This is a genomic window from Dyella japonica A8 (assembly GCF_000725385.1).
GTDB classification, from domain to species: Bacteria; Pseudomonadota; Gammaproteobacteria; order Xanthomonadales; family Rhodanobacteraceae; genus Dyella; species Dyella japonica_C.
On sequence record NZ_CP008884.1, the window covers coordinates 212,131 to 231,202 of the forward strand.

14 protein-coding genes are annotated in these 19,072 nt (G+C 65.3%); 8 read left to right on the forward strand and 6 right to left on the reverse strand.

What is annotated here, in order from left to right; genetic code table 11:
* Window positions 1–3 precede the first annotated feature (3 nt).
* Both HY57_RS00885 and HY57_RS21040 read left to right on the forward strand, forming a co-directional pair.
* Window positions 4–870: an SPFH domain-containing protein gene (locus tag HY57_RS00885; RefSeq protein ID WP_019463847.1), complete on the forward strand. Its 867-nt coding sequence runs from the start codon at window positions 4–6 to the stop codon at window positions 868–870.
* Window positions 871–1,485: 615 nt separating this feature from the next.
* Window positions 1,486–1,698, forward strand: a complete 213-nt coding sequence (locus tag HY57_RS21040; protein WP_081870081.1) for a hypothetical protein — start codon at window positions 1,486–1,488, stop codon at window positions 1,696–1,698.
* A gap of 507 nt (window positions 1,699–2,205) precedes the next feature.
* Here the strand turns inward: HY57_RS21040 and HY57_RS00890 are convergent.
* The 3 genes from HY57_RS00890 to HY57_RS00900 all read right to left on the reverse strand — a co-directional run bounded on the left by HY57_RS00890 (window position 2,206) and on the right by HY57_RS00900 (window position 6,072).
* Window positions 2,206–4,542, reverse strand: a complete 2,337-nt coding sequence (locus HY57_RS00890; protein WP_019463519.1) for a S9 family peptidase — start codon at window positions 4,540–4,542, stop codon at window positions 2,206–2,208.
* A gap of 854 nt (window positions 4,543–5,396) precedes the next feature.
* A complete protein-coding gene (mdtI, locus tag HY57_RS00895) occupies window positions 5,397–5,729 on the reverse strand; it encodes a multidrug/spermidine efflux SMR transporter subunit MdtI (protein ID WP_038579173.1) in 333 nt (110 codons plus the stop codon).
* Window positions 5,719–6,072 (reverse strand): SMR family transporter, encoded by a 354-nt coding sequence (locus HY57_RS00900; RefSeq protein ID WP_019466492.1) that lies wholly within the window; start codon window positions 6,070–6,072, stop codon window positions 5,719–5,721. The genes mdtI and HY57_RS00900 overlap by 11 nt, the downstream gene beginning before the upstream one ends.
* A gap of 58 nt (window positions 6,073–6,130) precedes the next feature.
* Here HY57_RS00900 and HY57_RS00905 point away from each other — a divergent pair, with 58 nt between their 5' ends.
* Entirely contained in the window at window positions 6,131–6,544 is a 414-nt protein-coding gene (locus HY57_RS00905; RefSeq protein ID WP_019466491.1) for an acyl-CoA thioesterase, read from the forward strand.
* Between the two features lie 59 nt (window positions 6,545–6,603).
* Window positions 6,604–7,356: a glutathione S-transferase family protein gene (locus HY57_RS00910; RefSeq protein WP_019466490.1), complete on the forward strand. Its 753-nt coding sequence runs from the start codon at window positions 6,604–6,606 to the stop codon at window positions 7,354–7,356.
* Between the two features lie 19 nt (window positions 7,357–7,375).
* Here HY57_RS00910 and HY57_RS00915 read toward each other — a convergent pair whose 3' ends face one another.
* On the reverse strand, window positions 7,376–7,744 hold the full coding sequence (locus HY57_RS00915) for a hypothetical protein (RefSeq protein ID WP_019466489.1): 369 nt from the start codon (window positions 7,742–7,744) through the stop codon (window positions 7,376–7,378).
* A 223-nt stretch (window positions 7,745–7,967) separates the two neighbouring features.
* Between HY57_RS00915 and HY57_RS00920 the strand changes: the two genes are divergently transcribed.
* Window positions 7,968–10,010 (forward strand): amidohydrolase family protein, encoded by a 2,043-nt coding sequence (locus tag HY57_RS00920; protein ID WP_019466488.1) that lies wholly within the window; start codon window positions 7,968–7,970, stop codon window positions 10,008–10,010.
* A 15-nt stretch (window positions 10,011–10,025) separates the two neighbouring features.
* Here the strand turns inward: HY57_RS00920 and HY57_RS00925 are convergent, their stop codons facing one another.
* Entirely contained in the window at window positions 10,026–10,925 is a 900-nt protein-coding gene (locus HY57_RS00925; protein ID WP_026034139.1) for a LysR family transcriptional regulator, read from the reverse strand.
* A gap of 122 nt (window positions 10,926–11,047) precedes the next feature.
* Here HY57_RS00925 and HY57_RS00930 point away from each other — a divergent pair, with 122 nt between their 5' ends.
* Complete coding sequence (locus tag HY57_RS00930) at window positions 11,048–12,043, forward strand: aldo/keto reductase (protein ID WP_019466486.1); 996 nt, start codon at window positions 11,048–11,050, stop codon at window positions 12,041–12,043.
* Between the two features lie 256 nt (window positions 12,044–12,299).
* Here HY57_RS00930 and HY57_RS00935 read toward each other — a convergent pair whose 3' ends face one another.
* Window positions 12,300–13,385, reverse strand: a complete 1,086-nt coding sequence (locus HY57_RS00935) for an oxidoreductase (protein ID WP_019466485.1) — start codon at window positions 13,383–13,385, stop codon at window positions 12,300–12,302.
* A gap of 42 nt (window positions 13,386–13,427) precedes the next feature.
* Between HY57_RS00935 and HY57_RS00940 the strand changes: the two genes are divergently transcribed.
* Window positions 13,428–13,940 (forward strand): cupin domain-containing protein, encoded by a 513-nt coding sequence (locus HY57_RS00940; RefSeq protein ID WP_019466484.1) that lies wholly within the window; start codon window positions 13,428–13,430, stop codon window positions 13,938–13,940.
* Window positions 13,941–14,157: 217 nt separating this feature from the next.
* On the forward strand, window positions 14,158–19,065 hold the full coding sequence (locus tag HY57_RS20670) for an autotransporter-associated beta strand repeat-containing protein (RefSeq protein ID WP_019466483.1): 4,908 nt from the start codon (window positions 14,158–14,160) through the stop codon (window positions 19,063–19,065).
* The last annotated feature ends 7 nt before the right edge of the window (window positions 19,066–19,072 follow it).

Sequence of the window (19,072 nt, forward strand, 5' to 3'; positions counted from 1 at the left end):
GCCATGAAACGCATGTTGACGATGTCGCTGTCGCTCTCCGCCCTGTTGCTGGCCGCCTGCTCGAAAGTGCCGGCGGGCAATGTCGGCGTGAAGTTCCAGATGTATGGCGACGACAAGGGCTCGCTGCAGGAGCTGCCGCCCGGCCGTTACTGGGTGGGTTGGGGCTACGAGATGTACACCTTCCCAACCTTCACGCAGACCTACACCTTCACCCGCTCGGCCACCGAAGGCCGCCCGGTCGACGAATCGATCAGCTTCCAGACCGCCCAGGGCCTTACCGTGAACGCCGACGTGGGCATCACCTACCACATCGATCCATCCAAGGTGACGCTGATCTTCCAGAAGTACCGCAAGGGCATCGACGAGATCACCGACGTGTACCTGCGCAACATGATCCGCGACGCGCTGGTGAAGGAAGCTTCGAGCCTGGACATCGAGTCGGTGTACGGCAAGGGCAAGGCCAACCTGATCGAAGCGGTGCAGAAGGACGTGAGCGACGAAGTATCCGCCGTGGGCATCGACGTGGAGAAAATCTACTGGATCGGCGAACTGCGCCTGCCGGAAAACGTGGTGCAGTCGATCAACGCCAAGATCCAGGCAACGCAGATGGCCGAGCAGCGCCAGAACGAAGTGGCGCAGGCGAAGGCTGAAGCGGAAAAGGTGGAGGCGGAAGCACAGGGACGTGCCCAGGCACAGATCACGATTGCCGAGGCGGAGGCCAAGGCGATCGAGTTGAAGGGTGAGGCGCTGCGGTCGAATCCGAATATTGTGCAGATGTCGGCGATCGAGAAGTGGGATGGGCATCTGCCGACGTATACGGGGAGTGCTGCGTTGCCGTTTGTCAGTTTGGGGAGTGTGCAGGGGAAGTAGGCTGGTTGGTGTTCTTGCTTTTTGTTGCGGGGTGGTGATTTGAAACCGCGATTGTTAGCCGCCTTTTCGGCCCTCTCTCCTGTGGGGGAGAGGGTTGGGGGTGGGGGCAATCTTGCCGCACCCTTCCTACTCGTCATCCCGGCGCAGGCCGGGATCCAGTAGCGGTAGTGGCCGGTCGTCGCCTCAGGCCTTCCCGCGATCTGGCCGCTTACGCAGCGGGCGTTTCGACCTTCTGCCGAAGGCCGAGTCACTTTTCTTTTGCTGGCCCAAAAGAAAAGTAACCCAAAGAAAATGGCCTTGAGAGCCAGAGCTGGCAGCATTCCGGTGGGATAAACCCGAACGGTTGAGGAACGTTGCCACACGGCAACCTTCGCCTCTGCACAGCAGGTACTACCAAGCGCTTCGCAACGCGCCATGGCGATGAGGACTTAAAGCAGCGCCTCGCTTCGGCGGGGACATGACCCGCACGGTCGCCCGCTTTTCTCTTTTCTGTGGGAGCGCACCCTGTGCGCGACAACCTAACGGAGCGGTGACTACGAGACGCCGCTGTCGCGCACAGGGTGCGCTCCCGCAGACAAGCCGGCACAACGGAGTTCCATCGCGACATTCGACGCAATGTGCAGCGAAGCAGCACGAGCCGTCCGCTTTGGCTTTGGCTTTGGCTTTGGCTTTGGCTTTGGCTTTGGCTTTGGCTTTGGCTTTGGCTTTGGCTTTGGCTTTGGCTTTGGCTTTGGCTTTGGCTTTGGCTTTGGCTCTTGGCTTTGGCTCTTGGCTCTTGGCTCTTGGCTCTTGGCTCTTGGCTCTTGGCTCTTGGCTCTTGGCTTTTGACCTACCGGGTCCCCGTATGACGCGGCGGACGGGTGGAGATCAGGCCCCGTAGGGGTGCCAGGGACGGATCCCTGGCACTTTTCGTCGGGGCAGGATGCCCCGTTGAAAAGCCCGGAACCCGCCCGCGAACCTTCCGGGCGAAGCCCGGAAGGCGCGTCATCCGGGGGGCCCTTCTCTTTGGTTACTTTCTGACGCGAAGCTAATCCCCGTGGGACTTGGGCAAGCAAGAGAAAGTGACCCGCCCTCCGGCAGGAGGGCGGAAGCCCGCGGCAGGCGAGCCAGGTCACGGGAGCGCCTGAGGCGACGACCGACCACCACAGAAACTGGATCCCGGCCTGCGCCGGGATGACGGCAGAAGAACGAAGCAGTGAGGCCAGATTGACCCCTCACTCCAACCCTCTTCCCCGCTCCCAATAGCCGTAGCCATCCATGGCCGCGTACCCCGCAGAAATAACTATGCAAATCCGGCCGGCAACGACACCACCCGACGATCACCCACCAACAGCCTCAATCCTTCGGCGGCTTCATCTCATACTCCCGCGGCGACGTATCCCCCGCGAGATTCCGCACAAAATAATCCCACCGCTTGCGCATCATGTACGGGCTCGCGGCGCCATACGCGTGCCGCGCATTGGGTATCAGCAGCAAGTCGAAATCCTTGTTGGCCTTGATCAACGCATCGACGACCAACAGCGTTTCGTAGGGAGGCACGTTGTCGTCCATGGTGCCGTGCGCCAGCAGCAGGTGGCCCTTCAGTCCAGCAGCATGGTTCTGGTTGGCCTGGTCGTCATAGTTGCTCTTGCCGTCCTTGCCGGCCACCAGCAGGCCCTGCCACTTCTCAGCCCAGTCGTCTTCGTAGTTGCGGTTGTCGTGGTTGCCGCTTTCGGCGATGCCTACCTTGAACAGGTCGGCGTAACGGAACATGGCGGTCACCGTGGCGTTGCCGCCGCCGGAGTGGCCCCACATGCCTACGCGCTGCATGTCGATCCACGGGTAGCGCTTGCCCAGTTCCTTCAGGCCAACGACCTGGTCAGGCAGTGTGTTGTCGCCGATGTTGCCGAAGTACGCGTCATGGAACGCCTTCGAGCGCCAAGGCGTGCCCATGCCGTCGATGGCGACCACGATGAAGCCCAGTTCCGCCAGCGCCTGGTGATCCACGCGCGCCGGATTGAAGCTGCGCGATCCCACCGAGCCGGTCTGCGGGCCGGGATAGATGTAATCGATGATCGGGTACTTCTTCGACGGATCGAAATGCGTCGGCTTGAACATCAGGCCATAAAGGTCGGTCTTGCCGTCGCGGCCTTTCACGGTGAACGGCTCGGGTGCCTTCCAGCCGGTGGCGAGCAGGCGCGAGATGTCCGCCTTCGCAATGGTGCCCATCACCTTGCCGTCCTGCGCGTTGCGCAGCACGGTGACCGGGGGCGTGGTTGGCGTGGAATAGGCATCCGCGAACAGACGTCCATCCGGCGAAAGAGTGATGGTGTGGTCCGCCGGCTCCGGTGCGAGCAGGGTCGGCGCGCCGCCATCCAGGCTTACCTTGTAGAACTGCTGGTAGTACGGATCAACGCCATGCTCGCGACCGACGCCGCGGAACCACAGCGTGCGCGTCGCCGCATCAACCTTCAGCACCTCGGTGACGTTCCCTTCGCCGGTGGTGATGGCGTGCTTGAGCTTGCCGCTGTCCAGATCGTAAAGGTACAGGTTGCCCCAGTTGTTGCGCTCGCTGAACCACACCACTTCGTGGCTGGCCGGCAGGTATTGCCAGTTGACCTTGCCGTTGCCGCTTTCGTAATAGGTGGGCACGCTTTCGTCGAACACCGTGCGCACGTCGCCGGTGTGGATATCTGCCACGCGGAACCATGCCTGCTTGTGGTCGCGCGAGGAGGACACGAAGGCGAGCGAACCCGAGTCGGTCGCCCATTGCACGTCATCCCAGCCGTCATCGCGACCGCAACTCACGTCGTCGCACAAGGTGGAACGATGCTGGTCCGGCTCCATGTTCAGGCGCAGCACCTTGCGTGCATCCACGTCGACGATGACGCGCTCGATCATCGTCACGTCCTTGTCGCCGACCAGCGGATACTTCCACTTCTCCACCTTCGGGTGGCCGACGTTGGTGCCCACCAGCACCATGTCGCCGGTCTTGCGCTGGTCCTGCTGGAAGGTGGCGATGCGCTTGGAATCAGGCGACCACACCAGGATGGCCTTGCTGCTGTGCTTCCAACCTGCGTTGTCGGTGGCGTAGCCGTCGTTCTCCACGCCGTCGAGGGTGAGCTGGCTTTCCTTGCCGGTGGCGATGTCGCGCACCCACAGATTCCAGTCACGCACGAAGGCCCCGCTGCGCTTGTCCGGCGAGAGCACCATGGGCTCGTTGCCGACGCCGTCGACGTTCTCGTCCCTGCCCGCGTCGCACGTGGCCTTGCCCTTCATGTCGCACAGGTAGTGCCGGCCTTTCAGGCTTACGTCCAGGCGGCCATCGGGCGCGATGGCGAACGTGGCGATGCCCAACTTCGTCGCGCTGACCGGCTTGCCCAGTGCCTTGCCGAGTGCTGCGGCAAGCTTTGCATGATCGAACGCCGACTCGGCCTTGCCGGTACCCACGTCGAAGCGCAAGTAGTGGTCGCCGGTCGCATCATGGTCGCGATACCAGAAGTGCGTATCGTCCAGCCAGGTGACGGTCTGTACAGCGTGATCGACCAGCGGCGTGACGTTGTAACCCACGTAGCGCTCAGCCCGCGCGTAGTCATCGTTGGTCAGGGTACGCCCCTGTGCCGCCGCCCCCATCGAAAGAGCGCCCAGCGCAAGCGCACCGGCAAGGCGCGCGCCACGTGTGTTCAATGTCATGTTATCTCCCCAGTCAATCACGGCGTGCCGGCAGGTCTACCTGCCGGCCGGACCTTTTATCCTAGTGTTACCGATGGATGGGGACGCATGCCATTGGTTTGGGGAGTGGCTATCTACGGTTGCTTGCTCGCGCGGCAGGGGATGGTGTTGCCAGGCATGTGGTGACTGAATGGCCTGGTTGTTGTCCGAAGGGCGCGTCATACAAGGTCCCCCGGAGATCAAAAGCCATGGCCGGAAGCCAAAGCATGAACCTGAGCCGTTGGCGGGGCGTCCCAGAGAGGCGAGTCCCTTGTGGGAGCGCACCCTGTGCGCGACTAGGGCGTCTCGTAGTCACCGCTCCGTTAGGTTGTCGCGCACAGGGTGCGCTCCCACAGAAAAGCGGGCGGCCGTGCGTGGCCCGTCAGGACCGAAGCGCAGCGAGACTACGCTTTGAGCCCTCATCGCCATGGCGCGTTGCGAAGCGCTTCGAAGTACTCGCTGTCTAGAGGCGGAGGTAGGCAAGCAACAAACCGCCTCGAGCGTTCGAGCTTTTCCCTTTGAAATGCTGCCAGCTCTGGCTCTTCAGGCCATTTTCTTTGGGTTACTTTTCTTTTGGGCCAGCAAAAGAAAAGTGACTCGGCCTTCGGCAGAAGGTCGAAACGCCCGCTGCGTAAGCGGCCCGATCGCGGGATCGTCTGAGGCGACAACCAACCGCAAAGTCACTGGATGACCAGCCCTTCGGCTGTTGAAAAGCGCCTCCGGCCTGCGCCGGGATGACGGGCAGGAGGGGCGGGGCAAGAGTGACCTCTCACTCCGAATCGCGCCCGAAGGGGAGGATGCAAGAGTCACCGTCATCCATGACCACCCCACGCGAACTACGCAAACTTCAACAAGCCCACTCCCACCATGATCAACCCCAACCCCACCCACCCCGATCGCCTCAACCGCTCCCCGAACAACGTCATCCCCAACACCGTCGTCGCCACCAAGCCCACGCCACCCCAAATGCCATACGCCACCGAAAGCTGTATCCCCCGGATCGCGTAACTCAGCGCGGTGAACGCCGCCAGCGCACAGGCAATCGCCGCCACCGCGGGCCGCTTGTAGGCAAAACCGTGCGATTGCTTCATCAACACATTTGCCGCAATCTCCAGCACGATCGCGATGGCGAGATAGAGCAAATGGACCGGCTCGAACTCAGGAAGCATGATGGCCTTCCTCCGGCGCTTCGTCCGTGCCGCGTTCCAGCAGCACGATGCCGGCGATGATCAGCGCGATCGCGATCAGCTTCACCGGCGAGAGCGCCTCGGCGAACAGCCACGCGCTGCAGACGGTGATGAGTACCAGCCCCAGGCTTTCCCACGCACCATAGGCCACCGCCAGCGGAATGCGCTTCACCGCCAGTGCCAGGCTGGTGTACGACAGCACCAGCATGATGTACATCACGGAGAGACCGATTGTCTGCGAGCCGTGGTGCGTGCCGTATTTCATCGCCAATGTGCCGGCGACTTCGGTGACAATAGCGGCTGCCATGAATAGCCAGTAACGCATGTGGATCTCCTTGTCCCCCTTGCGTTGCCATCCTACCCTTGCCATCCCCGATCACGCCATGAACCAAGCCGTCACCTCCCCGTCCCTCTCGCTGCCGGAAGCACGCATGCTCGAGATGGTGTTTCCCGACCACACCAACCACCTTGGCACCCTGTTCGGCGGCCAGGCGCTGGCCTGGATGGACAAGGCCGCGTTCATCGTCGCCTCGCGCCATGCCCGCCGCACCGTGGTCACCGCGCGCTCGGAAGAGGTGAATTTCCGCGTGCCCGTGCGCAAGGGCCAGCTGGCCGAACTGGTCGCGCGCATCGTGCACGTGGGCCACAGCTCGATGACGGTGGAAGTGGAACTCACCGCCGAAGATCCCCTCACCGGCGACCGTCGCGTGTGTACCACCGGACGCTTCGTGATGGTCGCGCTCGATTCCAACGGCACGCCGGCCACCGTGCCGCCGTTGGCCGCCGTCGCCGGCTAAGCTAGTTTCTGCCGTGGCGCAGGCACGCCGCCTCCATTCACCGCCCTGGGATACCCGCCATGTCGCCTCGCCTTACCGTTGTCGGCAACTACATCTCGCCCTACGTGCGCAAAGTGCTGGCGTGCATGGAACTGAAGGGGCTGGCGTATGACATCGACCCGATCACGCCCTTTGTCGGCGACGATCGCTTCAGCGACCTGAGCCCGCTGCGACGCATCCCGGTGCTGATCGATGGCGAGCTGGTGCTCAACGACTCATCGGTGATCTGCCAGTATCTGGAAGATCGTTTCCCCACGCCGTCGCTCTATCCGGCCGACATCGCGCAGCGCGCGAAGGCGCGCTGGCTGGAGGAATACTGCGATACGCACCTGGCGAACGTGCTGGTGTGGAAGCTGTTCTACCAGAAGGCCATCCTGCGCCGGGTCTTTCACGAGGAAACGGACGAGGCCGTGGTGGAGCGGGCGCTCAGCGTGGAGATTCCGGCGGCGCTCGATTACCTGGAGAACCAGCTGCCCGCGGAGGGTTTCGCGTTCGGCGGGCTTTCCATTGCGGATATCAGCATCGCCTCGTATTTCCGCACCGCTTCTTTCGTGCGTTACGCCATCGATGCCACGCGCTGGCCGCGCACGGCGCAACTGGTCGAACGCACGCAGGCGCTGCCGGCGTTCCAGCGCCTGGCGCATTGGGAAGAAACGGCGCTGCGCCTGCCGGTCACCGAGCAGCGTGCGGCGCTGCAGGCTGCCGGTGCGCCGCTGACCTCGTGGACGATGGGTACGCCAACGCCGCGCAAGGGCTTTGCCCGCATGGAGTAGCCCTCGCGCCGGGGCGATCTCAGCGCAGATGCAGCCAGTGCAGGTGGACCCCGTTCTCGCGGTCTTCCGCGCGGAAGCCTTCGCGGCCCTCCGCCACGATGCCCCACACGGTGCGCATCGTCTCGCCCAATGGCTCGTCCACGCGCACATGCTCGCCCAGCGGAATGGCGAAGCGGGTTTCCAGCATCATCACCTGGTCGCGTTCCCACACCAGGATGGCCGGGCGGGCCGAGTTGGCACCCCAGCCCAGGTGGATCTGCACGTCCTTGGGCGCGTAGCTGCCACGGTTGTCGAGCTTCCAGTTCTCCGATCGGCGCAGCAACGCCTGCAGGCGCGGGTCGCTCCAATCCACGCGATTCCCTTTCACGTGCGGCTTGTGTGCGGTCATGTGGAAACTGATCTCATCGGGCGGTACGACAACGCCGCGAGGGTGGGCGCGGCAAGGCAGACACGTCGTCCCAAGGGCCGGCGTATGGCACGGTTATCGGCGATGCTTACGCGAACTTGAGGCCGGCCCGCCCCGCATAGGCCATCAGGCACCCCATCCGGGCACTATGGCCCGGCCCGGCGCGACGCCATACTCCGCGGCGAACCCACCCGGAGGCTTTCCCATGCGTGCCCCGCTCGTCGCGTTCGCTCTTTGCCTGGCCCTGCCCTGCCTGGCCGATACTCCCGCTTCCACCGATGCGCTGGCGACGCCACCGGCCAACGCCCAGCGCTTCAGCATTCTTTCCACCGCCGGCAAGCACGGCACCTCGGCGCGCTGGACCACCGCCGACGGCAAGCGCATGGGGCGCGACAGCCTGCTGCTGCGCGGCATGGTGACGGAGGTGGACAGCAGCGCCACGCTCGGCAGCGACGGCATGCTGCAACACGTCGTGGTACGTGGGCACACCCCCAACGGCGACGCCGGCGAGACCTTCAGCGTGAAGGACGGCACCGCCACCTGGAAAAGCCCGGTGGACGCGGGGTCCGCGCCCTATGGTTCGCCCGCGGAATACGTCGCCTTTGGTGGTCCCGTCGATCTCAATGCCGACCTGGTGGAAAAGCTGCTTACCATGCCGGACAAGACGCTCACGCTGCTGCCCGGCGGCAAGGCGCATGCCGAGAGACTCACCACAGCCACCGTGGGCGACGGCGCGAAGAAGCAGGTGGTGACGGCCTATGCGGTCAGCGGTCTGAGCACTACGCCGGTACCGATCTGGGTCGACGCGAAGGGCCACTTCTTCGGCTTCATCTACGGCCTGGCGTGGTTGCCGGAGGGTTACGAATCCGCGCTGCCCATGCTGGACAAGATCCAGACCGAGGCACTCGCACAACATGCGAAGGCCATTATTCCCAAGCTGGAGAAAACGCCGGCTGGCCCGGTCGCCTTTACCCACGTGCGCGCCTTCGTCGATGGCACGCGCTTCGCCGACGACCAGACGGTGGTGGTCGACAAGGGCATGATCACGGACGTGGGCGACGCGGCATCGGTGAAGGTGCCGGCCGGCGCGCAGCTCATCGACGGCACGGGCAAGACGCTGGTGCCGGGCCTGTGGGATTCGCACCAGCACGTGCCCGACGATGCCGCCGGTCCGCTGCTGTTGTCGCTCGGCATCACGTCGGTGCGCGATCCGGGCAACGACAACAAGCAGACCCTCTCCCGCGCACAGCGCCGCGCCAAGGGCGAGCTGCTGGGGCCGCACGTGTATCCCTCCGTGCTGATCGATGGCAAGGGCCCGAATACCGCGCAGGTCGCCACCGTGGCTACCTCGCAGGAGGAGGCGCTCAAGCTGGTCGACAAGGCCAAGGCCGACGGCTTCGACGCCATCAAGATCTACGGCACCTTCAACCCCGACTGGGTGAAGGCCACCGCGGCCGAAGCGCACAAGCAGGGTCTGCACGTGCACGGCCACCTGCCGGCCGGCATGCGTCCGAAGCAAGCCATCGACGACGGCTACGACGAGATCACGCACATCTACTTCGTGATGATGCAGGCGATGCCGGATGACGTGGTGAAAGCCTCCAATGGCATGGGCCGCTTCGAAGGGCCGGGCCGTTACGCGCGCAACGTTGACCTGGACAAGGAACCGATGAAGTCGCTGATCGCCACCATGGCGCAGCGTCACATCACCTCCGATCCCACGCTGGTGGTGGCCGAGAGCCTGTACGTGCCGGAGAACGGCGATCTCTCGCCGTCCTACGCACCCTTTGTCGGCACCTTGCCGCCCGCCGTGGAGCGCGGCTTCCGCCAGGGCGGTTTCACCGTGCCCAAGGACCTCACCCGGGCCGACTACCGCGCCAGCTTCGCCAAGCTGCAGGCGCTGGTGGGCGCATTGCACAAGGCCGGCGTGCCCATCGTCGCCGGCACCGACGGCACCGGCATGGAGCTGGTGCGCGAGCTGGAGCTCTACGTGCAGGCCGGCTTCAGCAACGCCGAAGCGCTCGCCAGCGCCACCATCGCCACCGCGCACCTGGTCGGCGCCGACGCACGCACCGGCAGCATCCAGACCGGCAAGGCCGCTGACCTGGTGCTGGTCGACGGCAACCCGGCGGTGAACATCGGCGATCTGCGCCACACGGAGGTGGTGATGATGGACGGCAAGCTGATGGACGCGAACGCGCTGCGCGCCGAAGGCGGCATCAGCAAGCGGCCGGCATGGGAAGAGTGAGGCAGGTGGCCGCGCTCAGTGCAGCGCGCCCATCACCTCGGCCATCCAGTCGATGAACACGCGCAGTCGCAGCGGCAATTGCCGCTGTGACTGATACAACACACTGAGCGGAAACGACGGTGGCGGCATCGACGGCAACAACTCGACCAGGGCACCACGCTTGAGTTCGCGCTCCACGCGGTAACGCGGAAATTGCGCGATGCCCAGGCCCGCTTCGCAACAGGCGAGATAGGCTTCCGTGCCACTGATGGTGACCGGCGCCGGCAGGTTCACCTCGCGCAGGCGCTTGCCCACCATGAATTCCAGCGGCGTGGTGCGCCGCGTGGTGGGCGAAGCCCAGTTCACTGCCACGTGGCCGTCCTGCAGGTCGGCCAGGGTTTGCGGCACGCCGTGGCGTTTCACGTAGGCGGCGCTCGCCACCGTGGCCTGCGACAGGTTGGCCACGCGCCGGCCGACCATGGTCGAGTCCGGCAGGTCGCCCGCGCGCAGCACGCAATCCACGCCCTCCTGCACGAGATCGATGAAGCGGTCGCTGGTGCCGATGTCCAGTTCGATCTGCGGGTAGCGCTCGATGAAGGCGGGCAGCGCCGGAATCAGCACATTGCGCGCCAGCGACGAGGCCAGGTCGATGCGCAGCCGCCCCTTGGGCACCATGGCGGCCTCGCGGAAATCCGCCTCGACCGCGTCCAGGTCGGTGAGCAGGCGCACGCAGTGGTTGTAATAGACCTCGCCGTCACGGGTGGGCCGCACGCGGCGGGTGGTGCGCTGGAGCAGGTGCGCACCCAGGCGCTCCTCCAGCCGCTTGATGGTATGGGTGAGCGTGGCGCGCGGCAGGCTCAGGTCGTCGGCGGCACGGGTGAAGCTGCCTAGTTCGACGATGCGCGTGAACACTCGCATGGCTTGCAGACGATCCATGGGATGGCACCCCAGATTGTTGATCATTTCGACAACAGACCTGGCGATTATTGAGCATTTATCGCCACGGCGTCATGGCCAAGAATGCGTCATCCGCTCACCCCCTGATCAAGGAATGCCCCATGCACATGCGACAGCTCGGCAAGAATGGTCCCTCCGTCTCCGTCCTCGGCCTGGGTTGCATGGGCATGAGCGACTTCTACGGCAGCGACCGCGACGAAGCCGAATCCATCGCCACCATCCACCACGCGCTGGAGCGTGGCTTCAACTTCCTCGACACCGCCGACGTGTACGGCCCGCATACCAACGAAGTGCTGGTGGGCAAGGCCATCCAGGGCCGCCGCGACCAGGCCTTCGTCGCCACCAAGTTCGGTATCGTGCGCGACCCGAACGATCCGTCGAAGCGCGGCGTCAGCGGCCGCCCGGACTATGTGCGCGCCTCGGTGGACGCCAGCCTCAAGCGCCTGGGCACCGACCACATCGACCTGTACTACCAGCACCGCGTGGATACCTCCGTGCCCATCGAGGAAACCGTGGGCGCGATGGCGGAACTGGTGAAGGCCGGCAAGGTGCGTTACCTCGGCCTGTCCGAAGCTTCCGGCGCCACGCTGGAGCGCGCGGCCAAGGTGCACCCGATTGCCGCGCTGCAGGTGGAGTTCTCGCTATGGACGCGCGACCCGCAGGAGAACGGCATGGTCGAGTCCTGCGCGACCACGGGCACCAGCATCGTGGCCTATTCGCCACTGGGTCGCGGTTTCCTCACCGGTGCCTTCCGCAGCCCGGACGACTTCGAAGCCGACGACTACCGCCGCTCTAGCCCGCGCTTCCAGGGCGACAACTTCTTCCGCAACCTGGAACTGGTGGAGCAGGTGAAGGCCATCGCCGCCGACAAGGGTTGCACGCCGGCCCAACTGGCACTGGCCTGGGTACTGGCGCAGGGCAAGGCCGTGTTCGCCATCCCGGGCACGCGTCGTCGCGAACGCCTGGACGAAAATCTCGGCACCATCGACATCGTGTTGACGCCGGACGAGCTGGCCGCCATCGACGCGATCTTCCCGCCCGACGCCGCCGTTGGCGCGCGTTATGCGGGGCCGATGATGCAGATGGTGAACAGGTAGTTCACATCTCCCCGCGTGCCTGACAGTCGATGCTCTGCTTCCTTACTTGTTGAGTAGGATTTCGCTTACATAGAAATCGTGGGCGCTCAGGCAATCTACACACATCGACGTTCCCACGGACGTCGGTGCCCCCGGATCGGTCGCCCCCCTAGAGCCGATCCATGAGGCCCCCGAAAGGGGGCCTTTTTTTTGCACGGCAAACACAGGAGGCGTGACGGGAAGTCCGCGCTCCGCCTGGTGCCAACCCGGGCCCGCGTCAGCCGTGCGCCATCGTCGTCCAGGCGTGGCGCTCTTCATCACGCAGCTCAGGCGAGACCGCCCTTCCTTCCGCCGCCGATGTCATCGCCGCCTCGATCACCGCCATCACGCCGATGGCCTGCCGTGGCGTGACCGGATGGGGGCCATACCCGCGCACCGCATCGCGGAAGGCGGCGTAGTACCGGCTCTGATCGCCCAGCGGCGAGGCGATGTGCTCAACCTGGCCGCTACCGTCATACAGCAGCAGATCGTCCGCATCCCTGCCCCAGCCCGCGTCGCCCGGCCGCACACCCGCGAGCAGCTGCGCTTCCTGCGGGTCGATCTTCGGTTTCACCACACTGCCTTGCGTGCCATGCACGACAAAACGCGGCGTGCCGCCGGCCACCAGCATGCTGGCGTGCAGGATCACCCGACGCCCGCCGTATGCCAGTACGACATGCGCCCAGTCGGTGGCTTCGCCACCGTCGCGTTGCGTGGCCAGGCTGGCCCATACGCTATCCGGCACACCGAACAGGCACAGCGCCTGATCCACCAGATGCGGCCCAAGGTCGTACCACAGCCCGCTGCCGGCGCCCGCCTGTTCGCGCCAGCGCGCGCGCACCTGCGGGCGGAAGCGATCGATATGCGATTCGAAGTGCGTGACCTCGCCGAGCCGGCCTGCTTCCATCAGCTGCCGCACGCCGAGGAAATCCGTATCCCAGCGGCGGTTCTGGAATACCGACAACACGCGCTGCTCGCGTTCGGCGACGTCGACCAGCTCACGTGCCTGCGCCAGGTCGAGGGCGAACGGCTTGTCGACCACCACATGCTTGCCCGCTTCCAGCGCCGCGCGCGCGAGCGGCGCGTGCGTGTCGTTGGGCGAGGCGATCACCACCACGTCCAGATGCGGATCGGCGAGCGCCGCCGCCACATCGGCAACCACCTCGACGTCGGGCAGATCCACATGCACCTTGCCGGCATCGCGCGATACCACCGTGCTCAACGCCAGGCCGGGCACGCTGCGGATCAGCGGTGCATGAAAGGTCTTGCCGGCAAACCCGTAACCGATCAGCGCCACGCGCAATGGGGTGATGGTGTCATGCATGGCGAAATCCGGCAGCGAAGGGCGAAACCGACATGATAGGCCATGCCCCTGCCTGATCTGCCAGGCGCGGTTTCGCACCGCCATGACGTGGTGGCGCGCACCATCGCGGCCTCCCTTTGCATCGAGGATGCCGCCATGTCGACCCGTCCCTTGTGGAGCGCCGCCCTGTTCGCGAGCCTGTGCCTGGTCGCAGGTGCGAACGCACTGGATGCACCAGCGGCCAGCACGCCGCAGGCCAAGCGGACCATTCTCGACCAGCACGACCAGAGCGGTGTGGCGGGCACGGTGATCGTGCTGGGTACCGCCGAGCTCCCGGCCGGCGGCGCGTCTGGCTGGCACATGCATGACGGCGACGAATCAGGCTATGTGCTCAAGGGCAACCTGATTCTCAAGACACGCGGCAAGCCCGACCAGGTGCTGAAGGCGGGCGATCATTTCTTCAATCCGCGCGGCGCCGTGCACAACCTCGTCGCGGCACCCGACGGCGATGGCGGCGTGGCGTTGTCGACCTGGATCGTCGACAAGGGCAAACCGCTGGCCGAGCCGGTGAAATAACACCCGCGCCATCGTCTCCCCTGTGGGAGCGCACCCTGTGCGCGACAGCCCGATGTAGCGATGAGGCGAGCGCGCACACGCTGCGCTCCCTTCGGGAAGCAAGATCTTGCCGCCTGTCGGCAACCACCTGGCGACATCACGCGCCGCGTTATTTCACGGGCAGGTCACCGCGCCGATGCTACTCAGCGGCGTCATCGGACGACCCATGAGGCGGACCATGAATGGAAACGCACAACGTCCGCCGGTGCTTCCGGCGAATCTCCGTGCATGCGCCAAGCCGAAGCGCCGTGATGGTTCCCTGCGCCCAAGGCTGCTGATCGCGTGCCTGCTTGCCGCGCTTTCGCACAACGCGCTCGCCACCTGCGCCTTGCAGTCCGATGGCGTCACGGTGATCTGCAATACCAACGCCCCCAACCCATTCACCAACAGCATCAACGCCATCAGCAGCGGGGCGGGCACCCTTAGCATTCCGACCAACGGCGCGAAAGTGATCGTCCAGGCGGGCGCGGGCGTGGCGACGACGGGCGCGGCCATCCAGGTCAACAACAACAGCACGGTGACGAACGCGGGCAGCATCAGCACGACCTTCATCAATGCCTATGGCATCTGGGCGGGCGATCCCGGCAATGCGTCCAGCACGACGGTGGGCTACGGCAACACGCTGGAGAACGATGGCAGCATCCGCACCACGGGCAGCAATTCCGTGGGCATGTTCGCCCGCACGGCCAATAAGACCGCGGGCAATACGCTGATCAACCGCGGCACGATCGATACCAGCGGCTCCATCTCCGGAACCAGTCCGCGTTCGTCCTCGGCCGGCATCCGCTCGGACAGTGCCGTGGCGAGCACCATCCTCAATTACGGCACCGTGGCCGCCCACGGCGCCTATGCCACCGTCGGCACGGGCGCCACCGTGGCCATCGCCGGCAACGGTGTCGAGATGGCCGGCCCGGGCACGTTCATCAACGAAGCAGGTGCGGGCGTCAGCAGCGACAACGCCTACGGCTTCTACGGCAACGGGCCCAATGCCAACGGCATCACGGTGATCAATGCGGGCACGCTCAGCGGCGGCCGTGGCGCGATCCTGTTCGGCGCGGGGCAATCCAACAACACGGTGATGCTGGAGGCGGGCTCCACCACCACCGGTTCGATCGATGGCGGCAACGGCGGCAGCAACAATACCCTTGTATTCGATGGTTTCACCGCCAGCGCCTTTGCCAATGCCATTCCCAACTGGCAGCTGGTCGCACTGCGCAACAGCGCCAATGTCACCCTCTCCGGATCAAGCTACGCGCTGACCCATCTCGCGCTGGACGCCGGCACGACGGCCACGTTCGCCACGCCGGCACTGACCATCGGCGGACAGATCACCGACAACGGATCCCTGGTCTTTGCCAGCAGCAGCAACCTGAGCATTACCGCGCCCATCGCGGGCAGCGGTGCGGTGACGCAATCGGGCAGCGGCACGCTGTTGTTGTCCGGTGCGGGCACTTACACCGGCACCACCACCGTTGCCAGCGGCGTGCTGCAGGCCGGCGGTGCGGGAGTACTGTCGCCATCCAGCGCCTTCACCGTGAACAGCGGCGCCACGCTGGATCTGGGCAACGCCAATCAGACCATCGGCAGCCTCGCCGGCGCTGGCACGGTGACGCTGGGTGCGGGCACCTTGACCACCGGTGGCCTCGGCTCCTCCACCACGTTCGGAGGCGCGATCGGCGGCAGCGGCGGACTGACCAAGACCGGCGCCGGCACCATGACACTGACCGGCACCAACACCTATACCGGCAGTACCACCCTAAGCAGCGGCGCACTGCAGCTGGGCAACGGCGGGACCAGCGGCAGCATCATCGGTAATGTGACGAACAACAGTTCGCTGGTGTTTGATCGCAGTGACGCGAGCATCTTCAGCGGGATGATTTCAGGCAGCGGCAACGTTACCCAGCTTGGCAGCGGCGCCACCATCCTCACCAGCAACAACGCCTACAGCGGCGGCACCACAATCAGCGCGGGCACGTTGCAACTGGGCAACGGCAGCACCACCGGCAGCATCGTCGGCGACGTCACCGACAATGGCACGCTGGCCTTTGATCGTAGCGACGTGGTCACCTTCCCCGGCCTGATCTCCGGCAGTGGCGCAGTCGCGCAGCTAGGCACCGGCACCACTCTCTTCACCGGCAACAACACCTATACGGGCGGCACGACCATCAGCGCAGGCACCCTGCAGCTGGGTAGCGGCGGCACCACAGGCAGCGTGGCAGGAGACGTGACCAACAACGGCGCACTGGTGTTCGACCGTGCTGATGTCATCACGTTTCCTGGATGGATCACCGGAAGCGGCAGTGTCACGCAGCAGGGCACGGGCACGACCATCCTTGCCGGAAACAATACCTACGACGGCGGCACCACGATCAGCGCGGGCACGCTGCAACTGGGCAACGGCGGCACCACCGGCAGCATCGTCGGCGACGTCACCGACAACGGCACGCTGGCCTTTGATCGAAGCGACGTGGTCACGTTCCCCGGCCTGATCGCCGGCAGTGGCAGCGTCACGCAGCTTGGCACCGGCACCACCATCCTCACCGGCAACAATACCTATACGGGCGGCACCACGATCAGTGCAGGCACGCTGCAACTGGGCAACGGCGGCACCACCGGCAGCATCGTCGGCGACGTCACCGACAACGGCACGCTGGCCTTTGATCGTAGCGACGTGGTCACGTTCCCCGGCCTGATCGCCGGCAGTGGCAGCGTCACGCAGCTGGGCGCGGGCACCACCCTCTTCACAGCCAACAACACCTATACGGGCGGCACCACGATCAGCGCGGGTACCCTGCAGCTTGGCAACGGAGGTACCAGCGGCAGCATCGTCGGCAACGTTACCAACAACGGCGCGCTGGTCTTTGATCGCAGCGACGTGGTCACGTTTCCCGGCCTGATCACCGGCAGCGGAAGCGTCACGCAACAAGGCACCGGCACCACCATATTTACCGGCACCAACACCTATGCGGGTGGTACCACCATCCAGGCGGGCATGCTGCAACTGGGCAATAACGGCACCACGGGCAGCATCGTGGGCGATGTCGCCAACAGCGGCCGGCTGGTCTTCGATCGCGCGGACACGGTCACATTCGCTGGCGTCATTTCCGGCAGCGGCAGTGTGAAGCAGCTGGGCGGCGGCACCACGATACTCACCGGCAACAACACCTATGGCGGCGGAACGGTGATCGCCGGTGGCGCCTTGCAACTCGGCGCCGGCGGCACCACGGGCAGCATCGTCGGGGACGTGCAGGACGGCGGCGCGCTGATCTTCAACCGCTCGGACACCTTCACCTTCAACGGCGTGATCAGCGACTGGACCCACACCACGCCGGATCCGATCGGCTCGTTACAGCAGAACGGCAGCGGCACCACGGTGCTCACCGCGCTGAACACGTACAGCGGCACCACGCAGGTCAACGCCGGAACGCTCGTCATAGGCAACGTACCCCTCAGTACCGCGGCGCTGGCGGGTGGTGGCACGGTCACCGTGGCCAGCAGCGCCACGTTCGGCGGCTACGGCAGCACCGCCGGTGCGGTGGACAACAACGGCACCATCGCAGTGGCCGATGCCCTGCCGCTGTTCCAGGGCGGCAGCAAGGGCGACTTCGTCATGGGCGGCACGCTGACCAACAACAACCTGATCCAGCTCGCGGGGTCGGGCGTGGGCAATACCTTGTTCGTCCACGATCTGGTGGGCCAGGGCAGTTCGCGCATCGCCATGAACACCGTGCTTGGCGGAGACACATCCCAATCGGACCTGCTCGTGATCAACGCGGGCAGCGCGAGCGGTCGCACCGTGCTCAATATCGCCAATGCAGGCGGACTGGGTGCCGCGACCACCGGCAACGGCATCCTGGTGGTCGCAGCCGCCGCATCCGCGACCACCGCGCCAGGGTCCTTCGCGCTGGGCACATCGCTGGAAGCGGGGCCTTACCAGTACGCCTTGTTCAGGGGCGCGCGCGACAACACCTCGGCGGATTCCTGGTACCTGCGCTCGGAAAATCCGACCCCGCCGCTGCCACCGGCACAGATACCCGAAAGCGTGCCGCCTCCGCCGCCGGTCGTCGCTCCCGGCGAACCGACGCCACCGCCGCTGGAGCCATACGTGCCGTACTACCGCAGCGAGGTCTCGCTCTACACGGCGCTGCCCTCCATGGCGCTCAACTACGGCCGGGCCCTGATCGGCACGCTGCACGACCGCGTCGGTGAAGAGGAGCAGCTGCGCGGAACCACCGGTGACGTCGCTGGCCCCAGCGGCGCATGGGCGCGCGTGGTCGGGCAGGACGGCCAGTGGGATGCGAAGGCCGGCGGCGTGTATCGCGACGGGCCATCGTTCGACGACAACATGATCGCGGTGCAGGCGGGCCTTGACCTGTATCGCGCCGGGTACGATGGCGGCGCGCGCGACATTGCCGGCGTACTCGCCGCCGTCGGCCATGGCCACGGCGGGGTCAGCAACTACGACGGCACCTCGGCCGGCAACAACCGCTTCGATTCGTACTCCGTCGGCGGCTACTGGACACGCTTCGGTGCGAACGACGGGTACCTCGACGGCGTACTGCAGGGCACCTGGTACGACGCCAAGGCCACCTCCAACGAGCCCTACAGCCTCTCCACGCATGGCTTCGGCGCGGCGCTGTCGGTGGAAGGCGGTTATCCCTTCCGCTTCGACAACGATTGGTCGCTGGAGCCGCAAGGCCAGGTGATCTACCAGACGCTGCACCTGGACAACGCCTCCGATGCCGCCGCCCGCGTGCAGTTTCGCGATGGCGATTCGCTGGCCGCGCGCATCGGCGGCCGCGCGGCGCGCACCTGGCAGTGGGATGCCTCGCGCCTGATCTCCGGGTGGTTCTTCGCCAACCTCTGGCACGAGTTCAAAGCCGACACGGTCACAGCCTTCTCCTCGGCCGATGGCAACGTGCCGTTCCACTCCGATCTCGGTGGCAGCTGGTGGGAAGTGGGCGTCGGTGTCGACGCGCAGCTGCGCAAGGGCGCGTCTTTGTATGCCACCGTCGGCTACGACAAGGGGTTCAGCCAGGGCGTCAAGGCCATCGACGGGAACATCGGCATGCGCTTCCATTGGTAGTCTTAGC